18 protein-coding genes are annotated in these 20,932 nt (G+C 56.7%); 15 read left to right on the top strand and 3 right to left on the bottom strand.

The annotated features are described in order from the left end of the window. The 7 genes from ALMA_RS05070 to ALMA_RS05040 all read left to right on the top strand — a co-directional run bounded on the left by ALMA_RS05070 (position 1) and on the right by ALMA_RS05040 (position 6,258). Complete coding sequence (locus tag ALMA_RS05070; protein ID WP_169712316.1) at positions 1-735, top strand: 16S rRNA (uracil(1498)-N(3))-methyltransferase; 735 nt, start codon at positions 1-3, stop codon at positions 733-735. Between the two features lie 30 nt (positions 736-765). Further along, positions 766-1,095, top strand: a complete 330-nt coding sequence (locus tag ALMA_RS05065) for a histidine triad nucleotide-binding protein (RefSeq protein ID WP_094726618.1) — start codon at positions 766-768, stop codon at positions 1,093-1,095. Positions 1,096-1,098: 3 nt separating this feature from the next. Continuing rightward, complete coding sequence (locus tag ALMA_RS05060) at positions 1,099-2,292, top strand: PhoH family protein (RefSeq protein ID WP_094726617.1); 1,194 nt, start codon at positions 1,099-1,101, stop codon at positions 2,290-2,292. Next, positions 2,289-2,822 (top strand): rRNA maturation RNase YbeY, encoded by a 534-nt coding sequence (gene ybeY, locus ALMA_RS05055; RefSeq protein WP_094726616.1) that lies wholly within the window; start codon positions 2,289-2,291, stop codon positions 2,820-2,822. Before ALMA_RS05060 ends, ybeY begins: the two co-directional genes overlap by 4 nt. Positions 2,823-2,825: 3 nt before the next feature. Then, complete coding sequence (locus ALMA_RS05050) at positions 2,826-4,220, top strand: hemolysin family protein (protein ID WP_244568870.1); 1,395 nt, start codon at positions 2,826-2,828, stop codon at positions 4,218-4,220. After that, on the top strand, positions 4,207-5,175 hold the full coding sequence (era, locus tag ALMA_RS05045; RefSeq protein ID WP_244568869.1) for a GTPase Era: 969 nt from the start codon (positions 4,207-4,209) through the stop codon (positions 5,173-5,175). Before ALMA_RS05050 ends, era begins: the two co-directional genes overlap by 14 nt. A gap of 69 nt (positions 5,176-5,244) precedes the next feature. After that, the gene (locus ALMA_RS05040) at positions 5,245-6,258 is read left to right on the top strand and encodes a Gfo/Idh/MocA family protein (RefSeq protein WP_094726614.1); all 1,014 of its coding nucleotides are present in this window, start codon (positions 5,245-5,247) and stop codon (positions 6,256-6,258) included. A 613-nt stretch (positions 6,259-6,871) separates the two neighbouring features. Here ALMA_RS05040 and ALMA_RS05035 read toward each other — a convergent pair. Then, positions 6,872-8,902, bottom strand: a complete 2,031-nt coding sequence (locus ALMA_RS05035; RefSeq protein WP_094726613.1) for an AMP-dependent synthetase/ligase — start codon at positions 8,900-8,902, stop codon at positions 6,872-6,874. A 214-nt stretch (positions 8,903-9,116) separates the two neighbouring features. Here ALMA_RS05035 and ALMA_RS05030 point away from each other — a divergent pair, with 214 nt between their 5' ends. The 6 genes from ALMA_RS05030 (at position 9,117) to ALMA_RS05000 (ending at position 16,358) form a co-directional block, all read left to right on the top strand. Then, positions 9,117-10,262: an NAD(P) transhydrogenase subunit alpha gene (locus tag ALMA_RS05030; protein ID WP_094726612.1), complete on the top strand. Its 1,146-nt coding sequence runs from the start codon at positions 9,117-9,119 to the stop codon at positions 10,260-10,262. Beyond that, positions 10,255-10,578 (top strand): NAD(P) transhydrogenase subunit alpha part 2, encoded by a 324-nt coding sequence (locus tag ALMA_RS05025; protein ID WP_086107091.1) that lies wholly within the window; start codon positions 10,255-10,257, stop codon positions 10,576-10,578. The genes ALMA_RS05030 and ALMA_RS05025 overlap by 8 nt, the downstream gene beginning before the upstream one ends. Before the next feature lie 72 nt (positions 10,579-10,650). Next, the gene (locus ALMA_RS05020) at positions 10,651-12,009 is read left to right on the top strand and encodes an NAD(P)(+) transhydrogenase (Re/Si-specific) subunit beta (RefSeq protein ID WP_244568880.1); all 1,359 of its coding nucleotides are present in this window, start codon (positions 10,651-10,653) and stop codon (positions 12,007-12,009) included. 169 nt (positions 12,010-12,178) lie between these two features. Next, positions 12,179-12,772, top strand: coding sequence for a 50S ribosomal protein L25/general stress protein Ctc (locus ALMA_RS05015; protein WP_086107090.1), 594 nt, complete (start codon positions 12,179-12,181; stop codon positions 12,770-12,772). Positions 12,773-12,967: 195 nt separating this feature from the next. Next, positions 12,968-14,095 (top strand): branched-chain amino acid aminotransferase, encoded by a 1,128-nt coding sequence (locus tag ALMA_RS05010; protein ID WP_094726610.1) that lies wholly within the window; start codon positions 12,968-12,970, stop codon positions 14,093-14,095. Positions 14,096-14,597: 502 nt separating this feature from the next. Then, complete coding sequence (locus tag ALMA_RS05000; RefSeq protein ID WP_148140261.1) at positions 14,598-16,358, top strand: hypothetical protein; 1,761 nt, start codon at positions 14,598-14,600, stop codon at positions 16,356-16,358. Here ALMA_RS05000 and ALMA_RS04995 read toward each other — a convergent pair. Together ALMA_RS04995 and rpsT are read right to left on the bottom strand one after the other, a co-directional pair. Then, positions 16,329-16,889: a hypothetical protein gene (locus tag ALMA_RS04995; RefSeq protein ID WP_094726607.1), complete on the bottom strand. Its 561-nt coding sequence runs from the start codon at positions 16,887-16,889 to the stop codon at positions 16,329-16,331. The genes ALMA_RS05000 and ALMA_RS04995 overlap by 30 nt on opposite strands. Positions 16,890-17,424: 535 nt before the next feature. Next, entirely contained in the window at positions 17,425-17,685 is a 261-nt protein-coding gene (gene rpsT / locus ALMA_RS04990) for a 30S ribosomal protein S20 (RefSeq protein ID WP_086107086.1), read from the bottom strand. Between the two features lie 137 nt (positions 17,686-17,822). On the opposite strand from rpsT, the gene lepA reads away from it, so the two are divergent. Then, on the top strand, positions 17,823-19,697 hold the full coding sequence (gene lepA, locus ALMA_RS04985; protein ID WP_094726606.1) for a translation elongation factor 4: 1,875 nt from the start codon (positions 17,823-17,825) through the stop codon (positions 19,695-19,697). Position 19,698: 1 nt separating this feature from the next. Next, on the top strand, positions 19,699-20,874 hold the full coding sequence (gene hemW, locus ALMA_RS04980) for a radical SAM family heme chaperone HemW (RefSeq protein ID WP_244568868.1): 1,176 nt from the start codon (positions 19,699-19,701) through the stop codon (positions 20,872-20,874). Positions 20,875-20,932 lie beyond the last annotated feature (58 nt).

Below are 20,932 nucleotides of genomic sequence, written 5' to 3'. Positions count from 1 at the left end.
ATCATCCGTGACGAGCTTTCTCCTGGGACAATTTTCCCTCTTCCTCGTCCTGTCTTCACCCACGCTGTGAAATCCATGCGGCTTGCGGCGGGAGAACAGATGATTCTCTCCGACGGTGAGGGCCACCGTGCGGTCGTGACTCTTCTCGATGAGACGAGCGGAACGGTCCAGGTCGGCGACGTGGAGGAGGTGGATGAGCCAGAGGTACGATTGGGCCTTATCCAAGCGCTCGCGAAATCCGGCCGCGACGAACAGGCCATAGAAATGGCCACAGAAGTGGGCGTAGATGCCGTCATGCCGTGGCAGGCTCAGCGCTCTATAGTGCAGTGGAAAGGTGCGAAAGCTGAGAAAGCGCTGTCCAAATGGCGAGACCTTCTCACGGCTGCGACAGAACAGTCACGCCGCAGCCGTATGCCCGAACTTCTGTCTCTCCATACGACCAAGCAGCTCATCTCGTGGACACGTGAGCGCACAGAAGCAGGAGACGTGGTCCTCATTCTCCACCAAGACGCCACCGAGACGTGGGGGCAGTTCGAAGACGTGGTGCGCGCTGTACAGCGGGGCACTATCTGGGTCGTGGTGGGACCGGAAGGTGGAATTACAGACGACGAAGTGGCAGCGCTGAAAGATGCAGGCGCCCACGCGCTCGTCATCGGCCAGAACATTCTGCGCGCCTCGAGTGCAGGACCAGTCGCGCTGACACTACTCAGTCGCGTTATGGGGCGGTACGAGTAGAATTGACATCAGAAAAAAAGGAGCACGCACATGGACTGCATATTCTGCAAAATCATAAAAGGGGACATCCCGAGCACGAAGATAGCCGAAACGGAGCGCACCTACGCCTTCGCGGACCTCGCGCCGCAGGCGAAAGTGCACGCGCTCGTCGTGCCGAAGCAGCACTTCGCGAACGTAGCCGAAGTGGCGCAAGCGGACCCGAGCCTGCTGGCTGAAATGGTCAGCGTGGCACAGGACATCGCGAAAACCACGTATAACGGGCAGTATCGTCTCGTCTTTAATTCCGGCGAGGACGCGGGCCAGACGGTCTTTCATGCGCACGCGCACGTGCTAACCGGACAGAAGCTAGAAGGAGAGTAAAGCGTGCCGAACTCGGGTACCACCACGCGCACCGTCACCATCCCTGCAGAACTCAGTCCAGTGGCCGTCTGCGGTCCGGAAGATCAGATCATACGCGTCATCGAGCGCGCCTACTCGGAACTGACCTTCGTTATCCGCGGGAATACCATAGCCATCGTCTCGTCCTCTGCGCGCACAGAAGCGGACGCGCTGGCCGCGGAAGACTTCCTGCACGAGGTCATCGACACAGCCTACACGAATCCTCTGAGCGTGGAGGATGTTCAGCGCCTGCTGGCGAACCGTCTCAGCCAGAAGGCGGACCGTAAAGAGCGTAAAATAAAACCTGCAGCGCCGCGTTTTACAGGACAGGATGAGGGGCGTCCCCATTTCGTCGGGCGACCACACGTGGAATCCGCCATGGGGACATCCGTGAGTGGAACTCGGTCTCTGGTCGGCTCGCAGCGTGTACCGCGCGTCATCACCATGGCACACGGTGTGCCTGTACGCGCGAAGACTGCAGGACAAGTAGCCTATATTAACGCCATCGAGTCGCACACCATCACCTTCGGTATAGGCCCTGCGGGAACGGGTAAGACCTATCTCGCTGTGGCGAAGGCTGTGCGTGCTTTCGAAGACGGTGCCGTGCGGCGCATTATCCTCACACGTCCAGCCGTAGAGGCGGGAGAAAACCTCGGCTTCCTGCCAGGAACGCTCACCGAGAAGGTGGATCCTTACCTGCGTCCGCTCTACGATGCACTCTCCGACATGCTGGGAAACGAGCGCATGCAGCGCTATATAGCGGATAACACCATCGAGGTGGCGCCGCTGGCCTATATGCGTGGGCGCACGCTGAACGACGCATACGTTATCCTCGACGAAGCGCAGAATACCACGCCTCAGCAGATGAAGATGTTCCTCACACGTCTCGGCTTTAACACGCGCATGGTCATCACCGGTGACGTGACCCAGGTGGACTTCTCTGTGCACCGCTCAGGACTGCGCGTCATCGAAGATGTGCTGGGAGACATCGAGGACATCGCTTTCGTGCATCTGGGGTCCGACGATGTGGTGCGCCACAGCCTCGTGGGGACTATCGTGGCGGCGTATGATGCGTATGATGAGAAGGCGCAGAAGGTAGAGAAGGTGCAGTCGCCGACGAGGCAGAAAGTGCAGAAGGTAGAGAAGACGCAGACGGTAGAGAAGGGGGAGCGCGCATGAGCGTCGATGTAGTCAATGAGAGCAACTGGCACGTGGACCCACGCGTCTTCTCCGACCTCGGTCTGTGGGTCATGGATCAGCTGCACGTGAGTACACACAGTGACCTCACCATTATGTTTAATGAACCAGATGCCATGGAAGAGCTGCATCTGCGCTGGATGAATCTCGAAGGGCCGACGGATGTGATGAGTTTCCCTATGGATGAGCTGCGCCCTGGCCAGGGCGGTGAGCTCGTGGAAGGCATGCTCGGAGACATCGTGCTCTGTCCAGCTGTGGCAGCCACACAGGCACTCAGTGCAGGGCACTCCACCATCGAAGAGCTTCTTTTACTCACCATTCATGGATGCCTGCATCTCATGGGATTCGACCATGGGGAAAAGGAGCAAGAGCGCGAGATGTTCGCTCTGCAGCGTCAGCTGCTGCTCACCTTCCTCGCGGCTCGGCCAGGGACACTGAATGAAGTAATGCCGCTGGATCTCTCTGATGAAACAGCTGCTGAATCTGATACTGAATCTAAGGACGGCGAATAAACTGTGCTAGACACATCCACGCTCATCGTGGTTATCCTTCTCTATGTCATTTCTGCAGGTTTGCTGTGGTTCTCTCTCATCATGGCCTCGAGTGAGTCTGCCATATCTCGGGTGACGCGCTCGAATCTGAATAATCTCATGCTCGACGTGCGCACGAATGAAGACTCGGAATTTGTCCGCAAGAAGACCATCGCTCGCATTCGCCACGCGCAGCAGGTTATATACCAGCGGCAGAGGGCCACTCTGACCTGCACCTTCGGGCGTGTGATGGCGAATGTGCTCATCGGAGGGCTCGTGGCCATAGCTACGGGCGCTTTCGACGTGGCATTATGGGCAGAAGTGCTCATCGGAGTAGGAGTGGCTGTACTGAGCGCGGGTATAGCCGTTCTTATATCCCCACGCTCCTCGAACCAGAGGTCGGTGAGCGTACTTCTCCAGTATGCTCCTTTCATCAGCCGTGCCATGCATCTCATGCCAGCTCGAGGACTAGACCGCGCACAGCTGCGAGCCACTATGTCCGATGACGAAGAGCTCGAGCACATTCACCATGAACAGGCGCGGGCGACTATAGACCGCCTTATAGAAGGCCAGCTCTTCGATGAGGAAATATCCGAAATGATGAGAAACGTCCTCACCCTGACCGATACGCTCACGCGTGAGATTATGGTTCCTCGCACAGATATGTTCTCCCTGGAAAAGACCACCACGCTGAATGATATGCTCAAAGACTGCTCACGTTCGGGGTTCTCGCGCGTGCCAGTAACAGGCGAATCTGTGGATGACCTCGTGGGGATCGCGTATCTCAAAGACGTGGTCCGCGCTACGGCCTTTAACCCTGCAGCAGGAGAGCGCACACTGGAAAGCATAGTGCGCGAGCCTATGCTCGTTCCAGAGTCGAAACCTGTGGATGATCTTTTCCATGACATGCAGACGAACCGCCAGCATGTGGCGCTCGTCGTGGATGAGTATGGGGGGATAGCAGGACTGGTGACCATCGAAGATGCTCTCGAGCAGATAGTGGGCGAGCTGGAAGACGAGCATGACCGTGTCCAGCGCCGTGAACCAGAGCAGATGGAGGATGGTGGCTGGCGTGTACCAGCGCGCACATCTATAACCGACATCGAGGAACTCTTCGAAGTAGACCTCGATGAAGATGACGTGGATACCGCCTATGGTCTGCTGACTAAGGCTCTAGGGCGTGTGCCTATCGTAGGCTCGCATGCGCAGACGCGCGGGCTCGACTTGGTGGCAGTAGACTCTGCAGGTCGCCGCAAGAAGGTCTCGACCATAGAGATACGCCGTGCTCCTGATACCATGGATACTATAGAAGAAAAGACGACAGATGCGTTTAGCGCGAGAAGTGGCGAACGCAGTGAGGATGAAAATGATGACAGATAATGCGCCTGATACCGCTTACCGTTCGGGCTTTATAGCCGTGGTGGGCCGCCCGAATGTGGGAAAGTCTACGCTCATAAACAAGCTCATGGGCACGCAGATAGCCATCACGTCCTCGCGTCCAGAAACGACGCGTAAAGTTATCCGCGCTATCCTTACGACGGACGAGTTCCAGATAGTGCTGGTCGATACTCCTGGTATCCACCGTCCACGCACGCTCCTCGGACAGCGCCTGAACGACATGGTCGATGAGTCTCTTTCTGATGCAGATGCCATAGCATTCCTCCTTCCAGCTGATCAGGATATGGGTCCTGGAGATAAGCGCATCCTCAGCCGCTTGCGCTCGAACTTCTCCCATAAGGATGAGAAGGGGGAGTGGCAGTGGACGAAGCCAGTGATAGGGGTGCTCACGAAGATAGACGGTCTGAGCCGAAATGAGCTCGTAGAAAAGCTCATCGAGATGGACCAGTTCGGTAACTTCTCGGAGATAGTGCCGGTGTCTGCTCTCGAAGGAGATAACGTGGATGAAGTCCGCGCTGTCTTCGCACAGCAGCTACCAGAAGGGCCGCAAATGTATCCTGCTGAGCAGAAGAGCGAAGAGGGGATAGAAGAGACCATCGCCGAGCTCATTCGAGGAGTCTTCCTCGAGCAGCTCGATGATGAGCTTCCACACTCGCTGGCAGTAACTGTGGATGACATCGAGTATCCAGAAGAGAGCGAATCTGGTGACGCTGCTGAGGGGCGCGCTCAGGTCTTTGCGTCCATCTATATCGAGCGCTCCAGCCAGAAGCCTATCATCCTCGGAAAGGGTGCGGAGAACCTCGTGCGTGTGAAGAAGAAGCTGCGCACTCCTATAAACCGCATCGTAGGGATGAAGTCTACGCTCACTCTTCATGTGAAGATAGCGAAAGATTGGCAGTCTGATCCGAAGAAGCTCGAACGTCTCGGCTTTAACTAAAAAACACGTCACGTGCGGGCGAGGGGCGAAAGCTGTCCTCGCCCGCGCACGTATATTCAAGGAGGAATAATGATAAACATAGCCATACTCGGCGCGGGCAGAATCGCCCAAAAGATGGCCGAGACCGTCTCGCGTATGGAAAGCGAACCGCGCTATGCCGGAACGGTACACCTCTACGCGGTGGCCACGCGTAACTCACTCGAACGTGCACGCACCTTCGCCGACGAGTACGGTGTGGAAGTGGCGTACGGATCGTATGCAGATATGCTCGACGACGCGGACGTAGACCTCGTCTACATCGCTACATCGCACGTCTTTCATGCGCAGCAGGCCATCGCCTGCATGGACGCGGGCAAGCACGTGCTCGTGGAAAAGCCATTCGCGGTGAATACTGCGGACGCCTTGCGGATGATAGAAAAGTCACGCGAAACGGGACTCGTGTGTGCAGAAGCCATCTGGACGCGCTACGAGCCGTCGCGTTCCATCATTCAGGATGTTCTCGACGAGGGCGTCATAGGTGATATTGTGTCCATGAGCGGAAATCTGTCGTATCCGATGACGCATAAAGAGCGTCTCGTCAACCCTGCTCTGGCTGGAGGCGCACTGCTCGACGTGGGCATCTACCCGCTGAACTTCGTGAGCATGTTTATGCCGGGCGAGGTAGAGCGCGTCGTGTCCTCGGCGCGTCTTTCGGGGGGAGAAACGGGGGATCAGACGGATGAACTCTCTCAGACTACTCTGTGGTATTCCGGTGGTCAGATGGCATCGGTGACATCATCGTACTTCGAGGTGGGTGACCGCTCGGGTGTGATACGTGGCACGAAGGGGTATCTGTGGGTAGATAACGTGAATAATCCTCTCGACATCCGCGTGTGGAATGCCTCGCATGAACTGGTGGCACAGCCATCGGTTCCAGAGCAGCTTACGGGCTTCGAGTATGAAGTGGCGTCCGCTGTGGCTGCGATAAATCGAGGTGACGTGGAACCGGAGCAGATGCCTCATGCTGAAACACTGCGGATGATCCAGCTTATGGATGAGATTCGCGCGCAGTGGGGGCTCGTGTATCCGGGGGAGCTGGAGTAGGGGCTGGTGCTGGGCTGCTGGTGAAGGCGCTGGTGGCGAGGGCTGAAAACTCATAGAAAGTTTTGGGCGGGAATGATTTATCGTGGTCATTCCCGCCCAAAAGTGGAGAAGTATAGAGGGGAGTGAAAGGCGTTTCTTCGCGGCGTATGAAGAAAGTATGAAGAAAGCGTGATTTTGGGCTAATTCCGACGCGTTCTGTACTTCCGTCCGTCACTTTTGGGCTAATCTCGACACGAGTATTCCAGTAGTCCAGCGGAGCTGAGAAACGAAACCCACATTTGAGCCAAACCACTTGTGAGCCCAGTGCCTAGCTCGACAAAGCTGTGTCGACATTAGCCCAAAAGTGGAAACGGGATGTCGACATTAGCCCAAAAGTGCCTCACCTCACCTCACCTCACCTCACCTCACCTTGTTCCGTACAGAACGTATGAGCAGTCTTCACACCTTAAATGCTGCAGAAGCACAGGCACACAAAACCAAAAAGAAAAACCCCACGCAGTAGGGCACTGATGCCGCTACTCCATGGGGATGGGAGAATGGAAGGATGTGGGTGTAGAGCAGAGGCGGGCGGCGGCGTACCGCCCTATACGAGCCCCACCAGCCTCACATCGTCTTACTTCTTGCGTGGCTTATACATCTGCGTGTCGAGCAGCTTCTGGTAGCGTGCGAGCACCTTCGGGCGGATCACTTTCATGGAAGCAGTAAGCAGCCCGTTATCCTGCGTGAAGTCTTCGGACAGAATGATGAACTTGCGTACGGATTCAGCGCGGGACACGCCCTCATTCGCCTCATCCACGTACTTCTGCACTTCTGCACGCACAGCTGCGTTCGCAGCTATCTGCTCCATGCTCATGGATGTATCGAGCCCTTCGGAGGCTATCCATGAGCGAACGGTAGGCTCATCGAGCGTAATGAGTGCGGAGATGAATGGGCGCTTGTCGCCCAGCACGAGTGCTTGGGAGACAAGAGGGCAGCGCTTAATGGAGTTTTCTATAGGGGATGGGGACACATTCTTACCGCCAGCAGTAATAATGAGGTCCTTCTTTCGCCCGGTTATGTACAGTAAGCCTTCTGGAGTGAGTGCACCCAGATCTCCTGAGGCTATCCATCCATCTGCAGTAAAGGTCGAAGCAGTAGCTTCGTCATTCTTATGGTACTTCTTAAAAGCACCAGCACCCTTTATCTGGATTTCGCCATCGGCAGCCAGGCGCAGCGAGAAGCCTGGGAATGCTATACCTACGGATCCCGCATGGAACGGCACGGTGAGAGGAGTGAATGCGCATGGCGCTGTCGTCTCCGTCATACCATACCCCTCGTAGACTGGCAGGCCTGCGCCGCGGAAGAAGGCCAGAAGCTGTGGGTCGAGAGGTGCTCCACCGCAGACGAGCCACTTTGCGCGGCCACCGAGAGCCTGGCGAAGAGACGAGTACACGAGTGGGTCGAAGCTGGCGCGGCGGGCCGTAGCCACTGCGCTCGCATGGCCACTTTCCGAAATCTGGTTCATGTATTCGCGAGCAGCATTCGCCGCAGCATTAAATACGTGACCTTTCACGCCGCGTCCAGCCTTCTGCGAAGCAGCGTTATAGACTTTTTCGAAGACGCGTGGCACGCCTATCATCACAGATGGGCGTGCTACTGCGAGGTCGGAAAGCAGGGTGCTAATGCCTGTAGCGATGTAGATGTGCATGCGGCTGTACACCACTCCATAGTTAATAGCACGAGCGAAGACGTGCGCCTGCGGTAGGAACATGAGGATGGTGTTCGTCGGATCTTCGAGCAGGTCTGGCATGAATGCACGCAGATTCATCGCGAAGGCGAGATAATTCTCGTGGGTCATTTCCACACCCTTCGGTGCGGACGTAGAGCCAGATGTGTACACGATGGAGCACAAGTCATCCTTCGTCAGAGTCGAGATGCGTTCGTCAAGCTCTGCGTCGGAGATGGAGTGACCGTACGCCTGGAGTTCTTCGAGAGCACCGTTTTCTATGCAGCTGACCAGCTTCAGAGTAGGGCATGCTTCGAGCGCGCCTTCAGCCTTCTCATACATGTCGCGCGTCTGAGTGACGAGGATAGTAGAGTCAGAATTGTTCACTATAGTACGAATCTGTTCCGCGGAATCCGTATCATAAATTGTCGCCAGCACGCCGCCCACGGACAGTACGGCCGCGTCGAACACATCCCACTCGTAGCTCGTCTGACACATGAATGCTATGCGGTCGCCCTTTTTTACGCCGCGCTTCATGAGTCCTTTCGCGGCACTGCGAATGTCCGCGAGCACCTGGTTCGCGGTGCGGTCCACCCACTCGCCGTTACGCTTAAAAGTGTAGAGGACCTCATCGCCCATCTCAGCTGCGCGCGCAGCGTACAGATGATAGACGGACATATTCGACGGAATAGAGCGCACACCCTCCGTAGTCGTGGTGAGCAGTCCGGATTCCGGGTCGATGAACGTGGTCGTGGGGAACTCTGGTGACGACCAGTTCATAATGTGAGGCTCGCTGAATGCGGACTTATCAAAAGCGGTAGGAGTGCCGAAAGCTATGTGCTGCTCGGTGTCGTTCGGCGCGGTGACGGCGTTCAGCGTGGACCGTACGGAATCGACTGTGTTCTGGAATGCTGAAGATACCGAGTTCAGAATGCTCATGAGCTTCCTCTCTGTAAGAATGTATAAAACCGTATAGGCAAACTTCTTTCTCCCATTTTACGGCGAGCCGCGGAAGAGTGTTCCACGTTTCGGTCATTTTTATGCGCAGGGCTGTGGAAATTACCTCGCTTTCGTTAGACTAGGGCATGTAATGCAGAACTGTGTCCGCGCTCTGCCGCGTGGACATAATGACAGCGTGAGTTAAGGAGGACTCATGGCAGAAAAGGATACGAATCTCCTCGTCTATGGTGTGTTCAGTGAGCGCTCGGACGTGGAGCAGCGCGCGGGGCTCACCCCGGACATCGTCACGCGCTTAAAGCGCAGCGGCGTCACCTGCCTCGTCGAAGCTGGAGTGGGACTAGGCGCGCATTTTATGGATGAGGATTATGAGAAGGCGGGAGCGCGTGTCGCATCTCGCGACGACATTCTAGCTGAAGCAGATGCTGTGGCGTTCGTAGGCCGCCCGTCTACCGAGCTTCTGTCTGCTTTTAGGCCTGGTACGTGGGTTTTTGGTGCGTTCAATTCTTTCACTGATGACGCCTATGTGGCCTCACTGAAAGAGGCTCATCTAAACGCTGTGGCTATGGAGCGCCTTCCTCGTCAGCTGTCCGCAGCACAGTCCATGGATGAGATGACTTCGCAAAATTCTGTAGCAGGATACAAAGCTGTGCTCAAGGCCGCGGATGCGTATGGTGCATTCTTCCCTATGATGACCACTGCCGCAGGAACTATCCGCCCTGCGAAGGTACTCGTTCTCGGAGCAGGAATAGCGGGTCTGCAAGCCATCGGTACGGCGAAGCGCCTCGGCGCAGTAGTGACGGGCTATGATGTGCGTCCCGCAGCGCAGAGTGAAGTAGAATCCCTCGGAGCGAAGTTCCTCGACCTCGGTGACGAGGTTCGCGCTGTGATGGCAGGCCAGGGTGAAGGTGGCTATGCGCGTGCTCTTACGGATGAGGAGCGTGCTCTTCAGCAGGCTGCAGTGGATACGAAGGCAGCAGAATTCGACGTCATCATCACCACAGCTCAGGTTCCAGGACGCAAACCTCCTGTGCTTCTTACTCAGGCTGGCGTGATGGGGATGAAACGTGGAGCGGTCATAGTGGACTGTGCATCGAGTGACTTCGGCGGAAACGTCGAAGGCTCGGTACCGCGAGAGTCTGTGGTGACGGATGGGGGAGTAAGCATCCTCGGTATGCCGGATCTCGCTAGCGGAGTCGCTACGACAGCCTCCCAGCAGATAGCACGAAACCTTGCAGACACGCTCCTGCACTTCCTCAGGGATGGAGCCTTGAGCGTGGATGCAGACGATGAGATCGATGCGGCTATGGTCGTCGCTCAGGAAGGAGAAACTCATGCCTAGTCTCGTTATCGCGTTAACTCTCTTCATCCTCGCCCTGCTTATCGGTGTAGAAGTGATAGGTAAAGTACCGGCTACACTGCATACGCCACTGATGTCGGGAGCGAATTCTATCCACGGCATCATCATCGTCGGTGTGGTTATCGTGGCTGCTCACGCGCACTCGCCACTGGCGTATGTGTTCATCTTCCTCGCAGCTGTGCTCGGCACCATGAATGTGGTGGGAGGATATGTAGTCACCGACCGTATGCTCGAGATGTTTAAGTCCTCGAAGGGCGAGAAAAACGAGGAAAAGACTCAGGACAAGGAGGGTAAGTAAGTGGTTACTCACGCATCTGTTCTCGATATCACGACATGGTTTGTCTACGTCCTGGCTGCGGTTCTTTTCGTGATGGGACTGCACTATATGAACTCACCAAAGACCGCCCGAAAAGGAAATGTGGTCTCTGCAGTGGGTATGCTCCTCGCTGTTCTTATGGCCTTCGTTCACATGGCATTCACGGGCGTGGAGAGCGCGGTGGCTGTGGTCGTTCTCATCCTCGGCATCGCAGTGGGTGCAGTGGCTGGAGTGTGGTCTGCACTGAAAGTAAAGATGACGGATATGCCTCAGCTCGTCTCCATCTTTAACACTGTAGGTGGTGGGGCAGCGGCGCTCGTGGCGCTGAACGATATTCTCACGGCACCAGTCAGTGAGCTGAGTGTAGTGCTGCTCATCACAGCGGGTCTGGGCGTTATCATCGGCGCAGTGACTTTTACGGGCTCACTTATCGCAGCAGGAAAGCTTCAGGGAGTAGTGCCAGGAGGCCCAGTGGCGCTTCCTGCACAGAACTCGATTAATGCTGTGCTGCTTCTCGCCACTTTCGCGGGCTTTATCGCTTTGTGCGTGCAGCCTGAGCAGCGCGTACTGTGGAGCGTGGTCACTGTTCTGCTCGCGTGCATCTACGGAGTGCTCTTCGTTCTGCCTATCGGCGGAGCGGATATGCCTGTGGTCATCTCGGTGCTGAATGCATGCACCGGTACAGCTGTAGCTATGAGTGGCCTCGCCATCGATAATGTGGCGCTCATCGTAGCGGGTGCTCTCGTGGGCTCTGCTGGCGTGACGCTGTCCATTCTTATGGCGAAGGCTATGAACCGCCCGCTCATGTCCGTACTGCTCGGTGGCTTCGGTGGAGGAGATGCAGCCGCGTCCTCAGGCGATGGTGAATCTGGTGGGACGATGCGCGAAACTACTGCTGATGACGTCGCAGTTCAGCTCGTTTATGCCGATAAGGTGGTGTTTGTTCCAGGATTCGGACTCGCCCAAGCGCAGGCACAGCGAGAATTGGCAGACCTCGGAAGCATGCTCGAGGAGCGCGGTATCGACGTCTCGTACGCCATCCATCCGGTGGCAGGACGCATGCCAGGCCATATGAACGTACTGCTCGCTGAGGCGAACGTACCGTACGAGCAGCTCGTCGATCTCGACGACATTAACCCACAGTTCCCGTCCACATCCGTCTCACTCGTCGTGGGCGCGAACGACGTGACGAATCCTGCGGCGCGCAGGCCGGGTACTGCAGTCTCCGGCATGCCTATCCTCGACGTGGATAAGTCTGCCAGTACCGTGGTCATCAAGCGTGGACGCGGAAAAGGCTACGCGGGCATAGAAAACGAGCTCTACTTCGACCCGCACACGCAGATGCTCTTCGGAGATGCGAAAGCGCAGCTGCAGGCCATTATCGCGGCGGTGAAAGAGCTCGTGGCAGAGTAAGGTGTCCGCGAGTAATAGCGGATATCTCGGCAGTGTGGTACACTCGAAAAGTTGCTTTGGCGAGGGGAGAATATCCCGTCATCGACTTGGCCCATCAGAAGATTTTATGCATACGAAGTCTCCTGCTGGTTTTCGAGTGTCCCAAAGCCAGATATAAGGAGATAAAATTATGGCAGACATTACACTGACCGGTGAAATCCGTGACGAATTCGGTAAGGGTGCAGCACGCCGCATGCGCGTAGCGAACCTCATCCCAGCGACCATCTATGCAGGTGGCGCACAGCCAGACTTCATCAAGCTTCCTGCGAAGGAGACCACCCTCGCACTGCGCCACACAAACGCTCTGTTCGAGCTGAAGTTCGGCGACCAGTCGAAGATGGCTGTGGTGAAGGACATCCAGCGTAACCCAGTAAAGCGCACCGTAGAGCATGTAGACTTCTACGAGGTAAAGGCTGGCGAGAAGATCGTGGTCGAGGTGCCAGTCTTCGTCGAAGGTACCCCTAAGGGCGCTGCAGTGGCATTCGTGGACATCCAGGAGATGGCCATCAAGGCTGACGTGGCTAACCTGCCAGAGAAGATCGTCGTATCCGTAGAGGGTCTCGTAGATGGTGATAAGGTGCTCGTGAAGGACGTCGTTCTTCCTGAAGGTACCGAGCTGGCTATGGATGACCTCGAAGAGCCAGTCGTGACCCTCACCGTTCCAGAAGGTGAAGGCGAAGCTGAAGGTGAAGAAGCTCCAGCAGAAGCACCAGCAGCCGAGTAATTTCTACTCTCTGACATGCGAAAAGCTCGCGGGGAAACCTGCGGGCTTTCGCATATCACACGTGTGTGATTGCCGGCGGGGTAGTCACTATGTGAAATAGAGTGGAAATGATCCGTAGTATGTGCGAAAGTATGCAGTAGACGCCACAAGCGGCCGGACTACAGACGAAAATTTACGAGAAATTCGAGCAGAAACATGACGAACTCACATCATAATCCCGAGCATCTGAACGCTCTGGCAGAAAAATTTACGGTCCTCCCACACGAAAACCGCGTTCCAGATGCGAAGCGCGAGCAGCTTATCGATAAGCCGGCGTTCGGGCAGGTCTTCTCCGACTCTATGGCGCACATGACGTGGACGGAAGGCGAAGGCTGGACAGATCGCCGCATCGAGCCATACGGCCCACTGAAGATGGATCCAGGCGCATCTGTCCTGCACTACGCACAGGAAATCTTCGAAGGTCTGAAGACCTACCGTCACTCCGATGGGTCTCTCTGGCTTTTCCGCCCGGATGCGAATGCTGAGCGTTTCCAGAACTCAGCCACGCGTCTGGCTCTTCCCCAGCTGTCCGTGGATGACTTCATCGGTTCTGTAGCGGCTGTGGCGAAGGCTGACCACGCGTGGGTGCCTCGCCGCCACGACTACACCCTGTACATGCGTCCGTTCATGTTCGCGTCTGAGTCCTTCCTCGGCGTGCGTAAGGCGAAGGAAGTAGAGTACTGCGTTATCGCCTCGCCGTCCGGCCCGTACTTCCCGCAAGGTGTGAAGCCGGTGAGCATCTGGGTCGAGGATACGTACTTCCGCACCGGTCCTGGCGGCACTGGTTTCGCGAAGTGCGGTGGCAATTATTCCGCCTCCCTCGTGGGCGAATATCGCGGCTTTGAGCACGACTGCGAGCAGGTGTGCTTCGTGGATGCCTCTACGAAGACGTATCTCGAAGAGCTCGGTGGTATGAACATGTTTGCTGTCCATAAGGACGGCCACCTCGAAACGCCAAGCCTGAATGGAAACATCCTTCCAGGCGTCACCCGCCGCTCCATCATCCAGATAGCACAGGATGAGGGCCGCGATGTGGTGGAAAAGATGATCAAGCTTTCTGATCTCATCGAGGACATTCGCTCCGGTGAAGTCACCGAAGTCTTCGCATGCGGTACTGCTGCCATAGTCACGCCTATCGGCCGCTTCAAGTCCGAGACTTTCGACGTCCCAGTAAACGGCGAGGCTGTGGGCGAGTACACTGCCCACCTGCGCGAGCACCTTATGGGCATTCAGTGGGGCGAAGTCGAAGACACGCACAACTGGATGTGGAAGATTTGCGACTAGGGCGCGATTCTGGAGCTCTGAAACTCTGAGGTTCTGGATCTCTCTGGATTTCTTCGGATCTCTCCGGAGGGGAGAGGCCGTGGGGTTATGCTCGAAAAGGGTGTGGCCCCGCGGTTTTTTTATGTGCTGAGTGGGGTTTTGGGCGGAAATGACTATGAGGGTGGTCATATCCGCCCAAAACTATGTTCTTCCAGAGCTCGCGTGGTCATTTCTGCTCAAAATAGGGTGGAGCTAGTAGCACTGCTGGAGTTTTGGGCGGAAATGACTTTGTGCGCATATGAAGAGGAGGGTTTTGGGCGCATCTGACCATCGGGATAGTCATTCTCGCCCAAAACCCACTCGAGAGAGGGCCTTCATAATCACTTCCGCCCAAAACCCGCACGAAAGACTGAGCGCGAAGGGAGACTCTGCCTTCTCCACTCCACCCCACCCCACCCCTACGCCTCCGCGCCCCGCAGCCCCATGCCCACGAATAGGGCGCACGTGTGGTTAAATAGAACGCATGAAGTGGAGAGAATTGACATTCGGTACGAAAAGGGAACAGGAGTCGCGCCCAGCACGAGCTGCAGCATCAGCGGCGCCAGCGCCAGCACGAGCCGCATCAGCACGGGCCGCGCGCTTCCTCGCGAGCGCGGCATACGCACTGACGGGACTGACGCTCACATTCCTCCTCACGCTGTCGCTCATCTTCACAGTACTTTTCGTCCGCGCAGGCGAAGCAGGAGATAGAATCACCGAGCGCGTGGATTATAATCCAGCCACACCAGCTGGTTTCGCGCTGTTCCTCGCGCTCACAGCAGTCACAGCCATCGCACTGCTCCTCGCCATAGATCGCCTCAGAAAGGTTCCTCGGCGTCGCTTGCTCATCGGCTTGCTCATCTGGGTGCTTGTCGCGCAAATCCTGTGGATCGTGGCCATAGGGCTGGTCGCTTATTCGTACCCAGACTCGCGCAGTCTCATGGACGCCGCACACATCCTCGTCACGGGCGACACTGCCAAGTTTAGCCCGGAGTACTGTCCGCGCGGTGGCACGGATCCGGCGTGTCTCGCTCGTAAAATGCCGAGTCCGTATAATTACTTCCGCTACTATCCGTTCCAGGCTGGCCCGGCGCTGTGGTATGTCATCATTTTCGCGCTGTTTGGTTCGTATAATGTCGTCGCATTCCAGGTCGTGAGCGCTGTGGCCATTACTGGTCTCGTGGCAGTCCTGTGGCGCATGGGCGCATTTATCGGTCTGAATCAGACGGGCTTTGCAGCCTTTTCTGTGCTTGTGGGCACATGCGCTCCGTTGCTCCTGTTCTGCGCCTTCGTCTATCCGAATGCTGTGGGGTTTGCCATCACGATGGCGGGCGCGTGGCTCATCGCGGAAGGCGTGCGCGGGGCTGAAGGGTCGCGTTCACTGCGCCACATCGCGACTCTGGTCGCTGGCTTCCTCGTGTGTGGGATAGGCATTACCTTCAAATCCACCTTCCAGATTCTCCTTCTGGCTGTTCTTGCGGCTCTTTTCGTCGCGGTTCTCGCCACGCGGCAGTACTGGCAGTTCGGCTTCGGACTGCTCGGCGCGTTCGGCGCACTGCGTCTTTCGCAGCTTCCCACCGTTCTGCTCGAGCACTGGGTGGGTCAGCGTTTCGGCCGCGGCCTGCCTACCATCTCGTGGATAGCCATAGGTCTCGGTTCGCGCGAGGGGCGCGGTGAGGGCTGGTGGACGGGCTTTGCGCTGCGTGCGTTTAACGATACGCAGGGGAGTTACGCGGCGCAGAGCGAGATATCCCGCCAATTCATCCGTGAGCGCATCGAGTCTTTCTCGCACGCGCCGGGCGAAGCTGCTGGTTTCTTTACGCGCAAACTCGCCTCCGAATGGGCAGAGCCTACCTTCATGACGGAGCTCTACTCAAAGCATGGAACCTCGTGGAGCGGATTCCATGGACCGGCTGATTTCCTGCTGACGGGTGCTGGATCGGGAGCGTTTCTCGGATGGCAGGATATCATGCAGTGTCTCGTGTATGTCTTTGCTCTCGTGGGGGTGGGCGCACTTCTGTGGTCGGCGGGCTCTTCAGGGGTAAAAGCACACGCGCTCTTTACGCGCATGTTCCTCACAGCATCCTTCCTCGGTGGATTCCTCTGCTTTATCTTCTGGGAAGCAAAGGGGATTTACACTCTGCCATTCTTTATTCTGCTACTGCCACTGGCGGCTTTGGGTATGCAGGTGGTGTCTCAGCGCGTGCAAGCCTTCTTATCTGCGCGATCCGTAGAAGAAAAATGAGTTGCGGGCTTCGTCGTAAAAGATGACGAATATGCTCGAGCCTCGTATAGTGATGCGCTGGTAACTCAGGCTCTTCGTTCTCTCCGACGAGCTCAAGTCCACTGTCTGATTCTTCGGCAAGGAGAAGGTGTGAGTCACCTCGTCGACAAGCGACGCGAGCTTCTCATCCTTCGTTTCACTCACTGGCCGGAAATTATTCGGGTCCACGAGTCCGTTAGGTTCGCGAACGGTGAATGTGCCGTGGAGGAGAGTACTGTCCCACCCTTCTTCAGTGGCTATCTCCGAGATGCTTACTCCTTCAGGAATCTGAATACCATACGTCTGGAGAATGTACTGCTCGGGCCTGTTCTGCCAGGATGCTGTAGCCCACACTATGGTGCACAGAACGAGCGCCGTAAGAACTCCGAAGAGAATGAGCGCCAGCCGGTGGTGTGATAGCTTTCTCACGTCCTCGCCCGTGTGATTTTCGTTATCGGACAGAGCTGTCTGAGCTGTGACTGATTCCGTAAGTGACTGTGCCGTGACTGCCATCACTGCCTCCCTTGATTCTCATCAGGAGGGGTCAGCGTTAGCGGGGGAGCAGCGCTGAAGCCCCATTACTTCTAGGATAAACCGCCATCTATGGAGGAGCTGTGTGTGCTGAGTGGAGGTTTTGGGCGGATGTGACTGTGGGGATAGTCATATGCGCCCAAAAGCAGGCCTGAGATCGACCAGTATGGTCAGTTGCGCCCAAAATCGCAAGATGGATCTTCTCACTAAGATAGACGAGGAGTTTTGGGCGTAACTGACCACGACTACTTCGTTAAAGTGATCTTTTGGGCGGATGTGACCACCCTGATGGTCATATCCGCCCAAAATCGCGATGGGAGGAGGAGAGAAACCCCGCACCACCTGCGCCACCTGCGCCGCCCGCGCCGCCCCCACACCGCCCCATACACAAGGCCGCCCGTGGGTAGACATACCACGGGCGGCCTTGATAAAAGTGGAGAGCGAGAGAATCTTGCGGAGACGCTAGCCCTCCAGACCTAGCTCCTGAGAGCTAGATGAAGCTTTCTAAGAAGAAGCTTTAGAGCGCGTTAATAGCCAGAGCCAGAGCAGACTTGCGGTTTGCTGCCTGATTCTTATGGATGATACCGCGACCAGCTGCCTTATCGAGCTTCTGGGCTGCTACTGCGAATGCTTCCTGTGCTGCTGCCTTATCGCCAGCTGCGATAGCTTCGCGGGTAGCGCGGACGGTGCGCTTCAACTGGCTCTTGAAAGCCACGTTACGCTTATGAGCCTTCTCATTAGTGAGAATGCGCTTCTTCTGCGACTTAATATTTGCCACTTTTATTTCTCCAAACGTTTGTTACACGGCATACAGGTCATAATCATACCATGAGTCATGTAGAATTGGATGCAGTTCACGAAGCGCACGCATGACCGCGCAGAAGAAAAACGAAAAAATAAAAGGAAGCGTCATCTATGGCACAGAATCAGCCGGGCTCGACCGACCAGTCGCTCGTCCGTAACTTTTGCATTATCGCGCACATCGACCACGGTAAGTCCACCGTGGCAGACCGCATTCTGCAGCTGAGCGGTATCGTGGAGCAGCGCGAAATGCGCGACCGCTTCCTCGACCGCATGGACATCGAGCAGGAGCGCGGCATCACCATTAAGTCCCAGGCCGTGCGCGTGCCATGGACAGTGGACGGTACGGAATACACACTCGGCATGATAGACACGCCGGGACACGTAGACTTTTCCTACGAAGTATCGCGTTCGCTGGCCGCATGTGAGGGCGCAGTCCTCCTCGTGGACGCCACGCAGGGCATCGAAGCGCAGACCCTGTCGAACCTGTACATGGCCATGGATCATGACCTAGCCATCATTCCAGTCTTAAATAAGATAGACCTTCCGAGCGCGGAGCCAGATAAGCATGCCGACGAAATAGCGGGTCTGCTCGGCGTGGATCCGAGCGAGGTCCTGCGCGTCTCAGGTAAGACGGGTGATGGCGTAGCAGAGCTCCTGAACCGCATCGTGGCAGAAGTGCCAGCGCCGAAAGGGCAGGATGCGCCAGACAGCCCAGCGCGCGCACTCATCTTTGACTCTGTATATGACTCGTACCGTGGTATCGTCACCTATATTCGCATGGTGGACGGTGAGCTGAAAAGCCGCCAGAAGATCCGCATGATGGGACTGGGCACGGTCCATGACCCTATCGAGCTGGGTGTGATTAGCCCAGAAATGCAGCCGACGAAGGCTCTGGGCGCTGGAGAAGTGGGATATATCATCACCGGCGTGAAGGACGTGAGCCAGTCGAAGGTGGGAGACACCATCACGGCAGAAGTCGCTCCGGCAGAAGAACCACTCGCGGGATACCGAGACCCACAGCCTATGGTGTACGCGGGCCTCTTCCCTATAGATAATGCGCAGTTCCCAGACCTTCGAGACGCTCTGGATAAGCTGAAGCTGAATGACGCGGCTCTCGTCTACGAGCCGGAGACCTCGGTGGCTCTGGGTTTTGGTTTCCGCTGTGGCTTCCTCGGCCTGCTGCATATGGAGATCGTCTCCGAGCGTCTGCGCCGCGAGTTCGGCCTGGACCTCATCTCCACCGCACCATCGGTGACGTATGACGTCGTCATGGAAGACCGCTCTGAGCATCATGTGACGAATCCGAGCGAATTCCCTGAAGGAAAGGTGCGCTCGGTCACCGAGCCCATGGTGGCTGCAGACATCATTCTGCCGAAGGAATTCATCGGATCGGTGATGGAGCTGTGCCAGGAGCACCGTGGGAACATGGGCACGATGGAGTACATCTCGCCTGAGCGCGTGGAGATGCACTACACCATCCCTCTGGCAGAGATAGTCTTCGACTTCTTTGATCAGCTCAAGAGCCGTACGAAGGGCTACGCGAGCCTGGACTACCACGAGTCTGGCGAGCAGACTGCAGACCTCGTGAAGGTGGATATCCTCATTCAGGGTGAGACGGTGGATGCCTTTAGTGCCATCGTGCATCGCGATAAGGCATACTCGTATGGCGTCATGATGACGAAGAAGCTGCGTGAGCTGATTCCGCGTCAGCAGTTCGAGATTCCTATTCAGGCTGCCATAGGCTCGCGTATCATCGCCCGCGAGAACATCCGTGCGCTGCGTAAGGACGTTCTGGCCAAGTGCTACGGCGGTGACATCACCCGTAAGCGTAAGCTCCTCGAGAAGCAGAAGGCGGGTAAGAAGCGCATGAAGATGCTGGGACATGTGGAGGTTCCGCAGGAGGCATTCATCGCAGCCCTCGCTACGGATGAGCCGACTGACCGCGACACGAAGGATAAGATCCGCGCGGCACAGAAGGCGAGTTAGTATGGCGCAGGTTCCGTACGAAGTGTACGTCCACGTTCCGTTCTGCCTGCGTCGCTGCGGATACTGCGACTTTAACACGTATACGGCCGTAGACTTGGGCGGCGGCGTGAGCCGGTCCTCGTATGCGGATATGGCCATGCGGGAGATGGACCTCGTGAAGGAGTGGCAACTTTCCCATGACCTTCATGAGCCTCCCGCGCACACGATATTCTTCGGAGGAGGGACGCCTACCATCCTGCCAGCGCACGACCTCGTGCGCCTCGTGGCCCATATTCGCGACTTATGGGGGATAGAAGAGGGTGCCGAAGTCACGACGGAGGCGAATCCTGACACCGTGGATGCAGCATATCTGGCCGAACTGCAGGATGGCGGTTTTAACCGCATTTCGTTCGGTATGCAGTCTGCCGTTCCCCATGTTCTGAAGACTCTCGACCGCACGCATAATCAGGAGAATGTGGTCTCGAATGTGGATGCGGCCAGGCGTCTCGGCCTGCGCTCGAGTGTGGATCTTATCTATGGCACTCCTGGCGAAAGTGTGGAGGACTGGCGTACCTCAGTCGAGGCGGCTCTCGAGCTGGATGTGGATCATATCTCTGCCTACGCTCTGGCTCTCGAACCCACCACGAAGATGGGCCGCATGATAGCGTCCGGGCGTCTTCCCGAGCCGGATGATGATGACGAGGCGACGAAGTATGAGATAGCTGATGAGCTCTTCAGCCAGGCGGGCCTCGAGTGGTACGAAGTGTCCAACTGGTGTCGTCCGGGGAACGAATCCGAGCATAACCTCGGTTACTGGAGAAACGTGGACTGGGCAGGCATCGGCCCCGGTGCGCACTCGCATTATAACGGCCTCGCCCTGCGCAGCTGGGACATCCACCACCCGAAAATGTGGGGCACATCCATCACTCAAAAGCGCGTTCCGTGGGCAGACAGCGAGACTCTCGACTCCACCATGTGCATCGAGGAAATGGCCATTCTGGGACTGCGCATGCGCGAGGGGCTCGACATCGCCGCCTTCGAGAAAGCAGCCGGGATGAGCATCCCCGACGTGACACTGGCCGAGTTTGAGAGAGAAAAATTGGCCACGATAAAAAACGGGCGGATCATAGCCACGCGGCGCGGCAGACTGCTGAACGACGCGATGATAGCGCAAGTCGTGGCGGCGGTAGGCGCGTAACGCTACTATACTAAACTAAGAACGGTAAACGACCAGCGCGGTCAGATGCGCTCAAAAA

Origin of the sequence: Alloscardovia macacae (assembly GCF_002259705.1) — a bacterium.
Taxonomy (GTDB): Bacteria; Actinomycetota; Actinomycetes; order Actinomycetales; family Bifidobacteriaceae; genus Alloscardovia; species Alloscardovia macacae.
The sequence above is the reverse complement of the archived record's forward strand: the minus strand, read 5'-3'. Positions and strand labels throughout refer to the sequence as shown.

Coding starts and splice junctions, on each gene's coding strand:
- ALMA_RS05065 (WP_094726618.1), top strand. CDS start 766: ATGGACTGCATATTCTGCAAAATCATAAAAGGGGACATCCCGAGCACG.
- ybeY (WP_094726616.1), top strand. CDS start 2,289: ATGAGCGTCGATGTAGTCAATGAGAGCAACTGGCACGTGGACCCACGC.
- era (WP_244568869.1), top strand. CDS start 4,207: ATGATGACAGATAATGCGCCTGATACCGCTTACCGTTCGGGCTTTATA.
- ALMA_RS05040 (WP_094726614.1), top strand. CDS start 5,245: ATGATAAACATAGCCATACTCGGCGCGGGCAGAATCGCCCAAAAGATG.
- ALMA_RS05035 (WP_094726613.1), bottom strand. CDS start 8,902: ATGAGCATTCTGAACTCGGTATCTTCAGCATTCCAGAACACAGTCGAT.
- ALMA_RS05030 (WP_094726612.1), top strand. CDS start 9,117: ATGGCAGAAAAGGATACGAATCTCCTCGTCTATGGTGTGTTCAGTGAG.
- ALMA_RS05025 (WP_086107091.1), top strand. CDS start 10,255: ATGCCTAGTCTCGTTATCGCGTTAACTCTCTTCATCCTCGCCCTGCTT.
- ALMA_RS05020 (WP_244568880.1), top strand. CDS start 10,651: ATGGGACTGCACTATATGAACTCACCAAAGACCGCCCGAAAAGGAAAT.
- ALMA_RS05015 (WP_086107090.1), top strand. CDS start 12,179: ATGGCAGACATTACACTGACCGGTGAAATCCGTGACGAATTCGGTAAG.
- ALMA_RS05010 (WP_094726610.1), top strand. CDS start 12,968: ATGACGAACTCACATCATAATCCCGAGCATCTGAACGCTCTGGCAGAA.
- ALMA_RS05000 (WP_148140261.1), top strand. CDS start 14,598: ATGAAGTGGAGAGAATTGACATTCGGTACGAAAAGGGAACAGGAGTCG.
- ALMA_RS04995 (WP_094726607.1), bottom strand. CDS start 16,889: ATGGCAGTCACGGCACAGTCACTTACGGAATCAGTCACAGCTCAGACA.
- lepA (WP_094726606.1), top strand. CDS start 17,823: ATGGCACAGAATCAGCCGGGCTCGACCGACCAGTCGCTCGTCCGTAAC.
- hemW (WP_244568868.1), top strand. CDS start 19,699: ATGGCGCAGGTTCCGTACGAAGTGTACGTCCACGTTCCGTTCTGCCTG.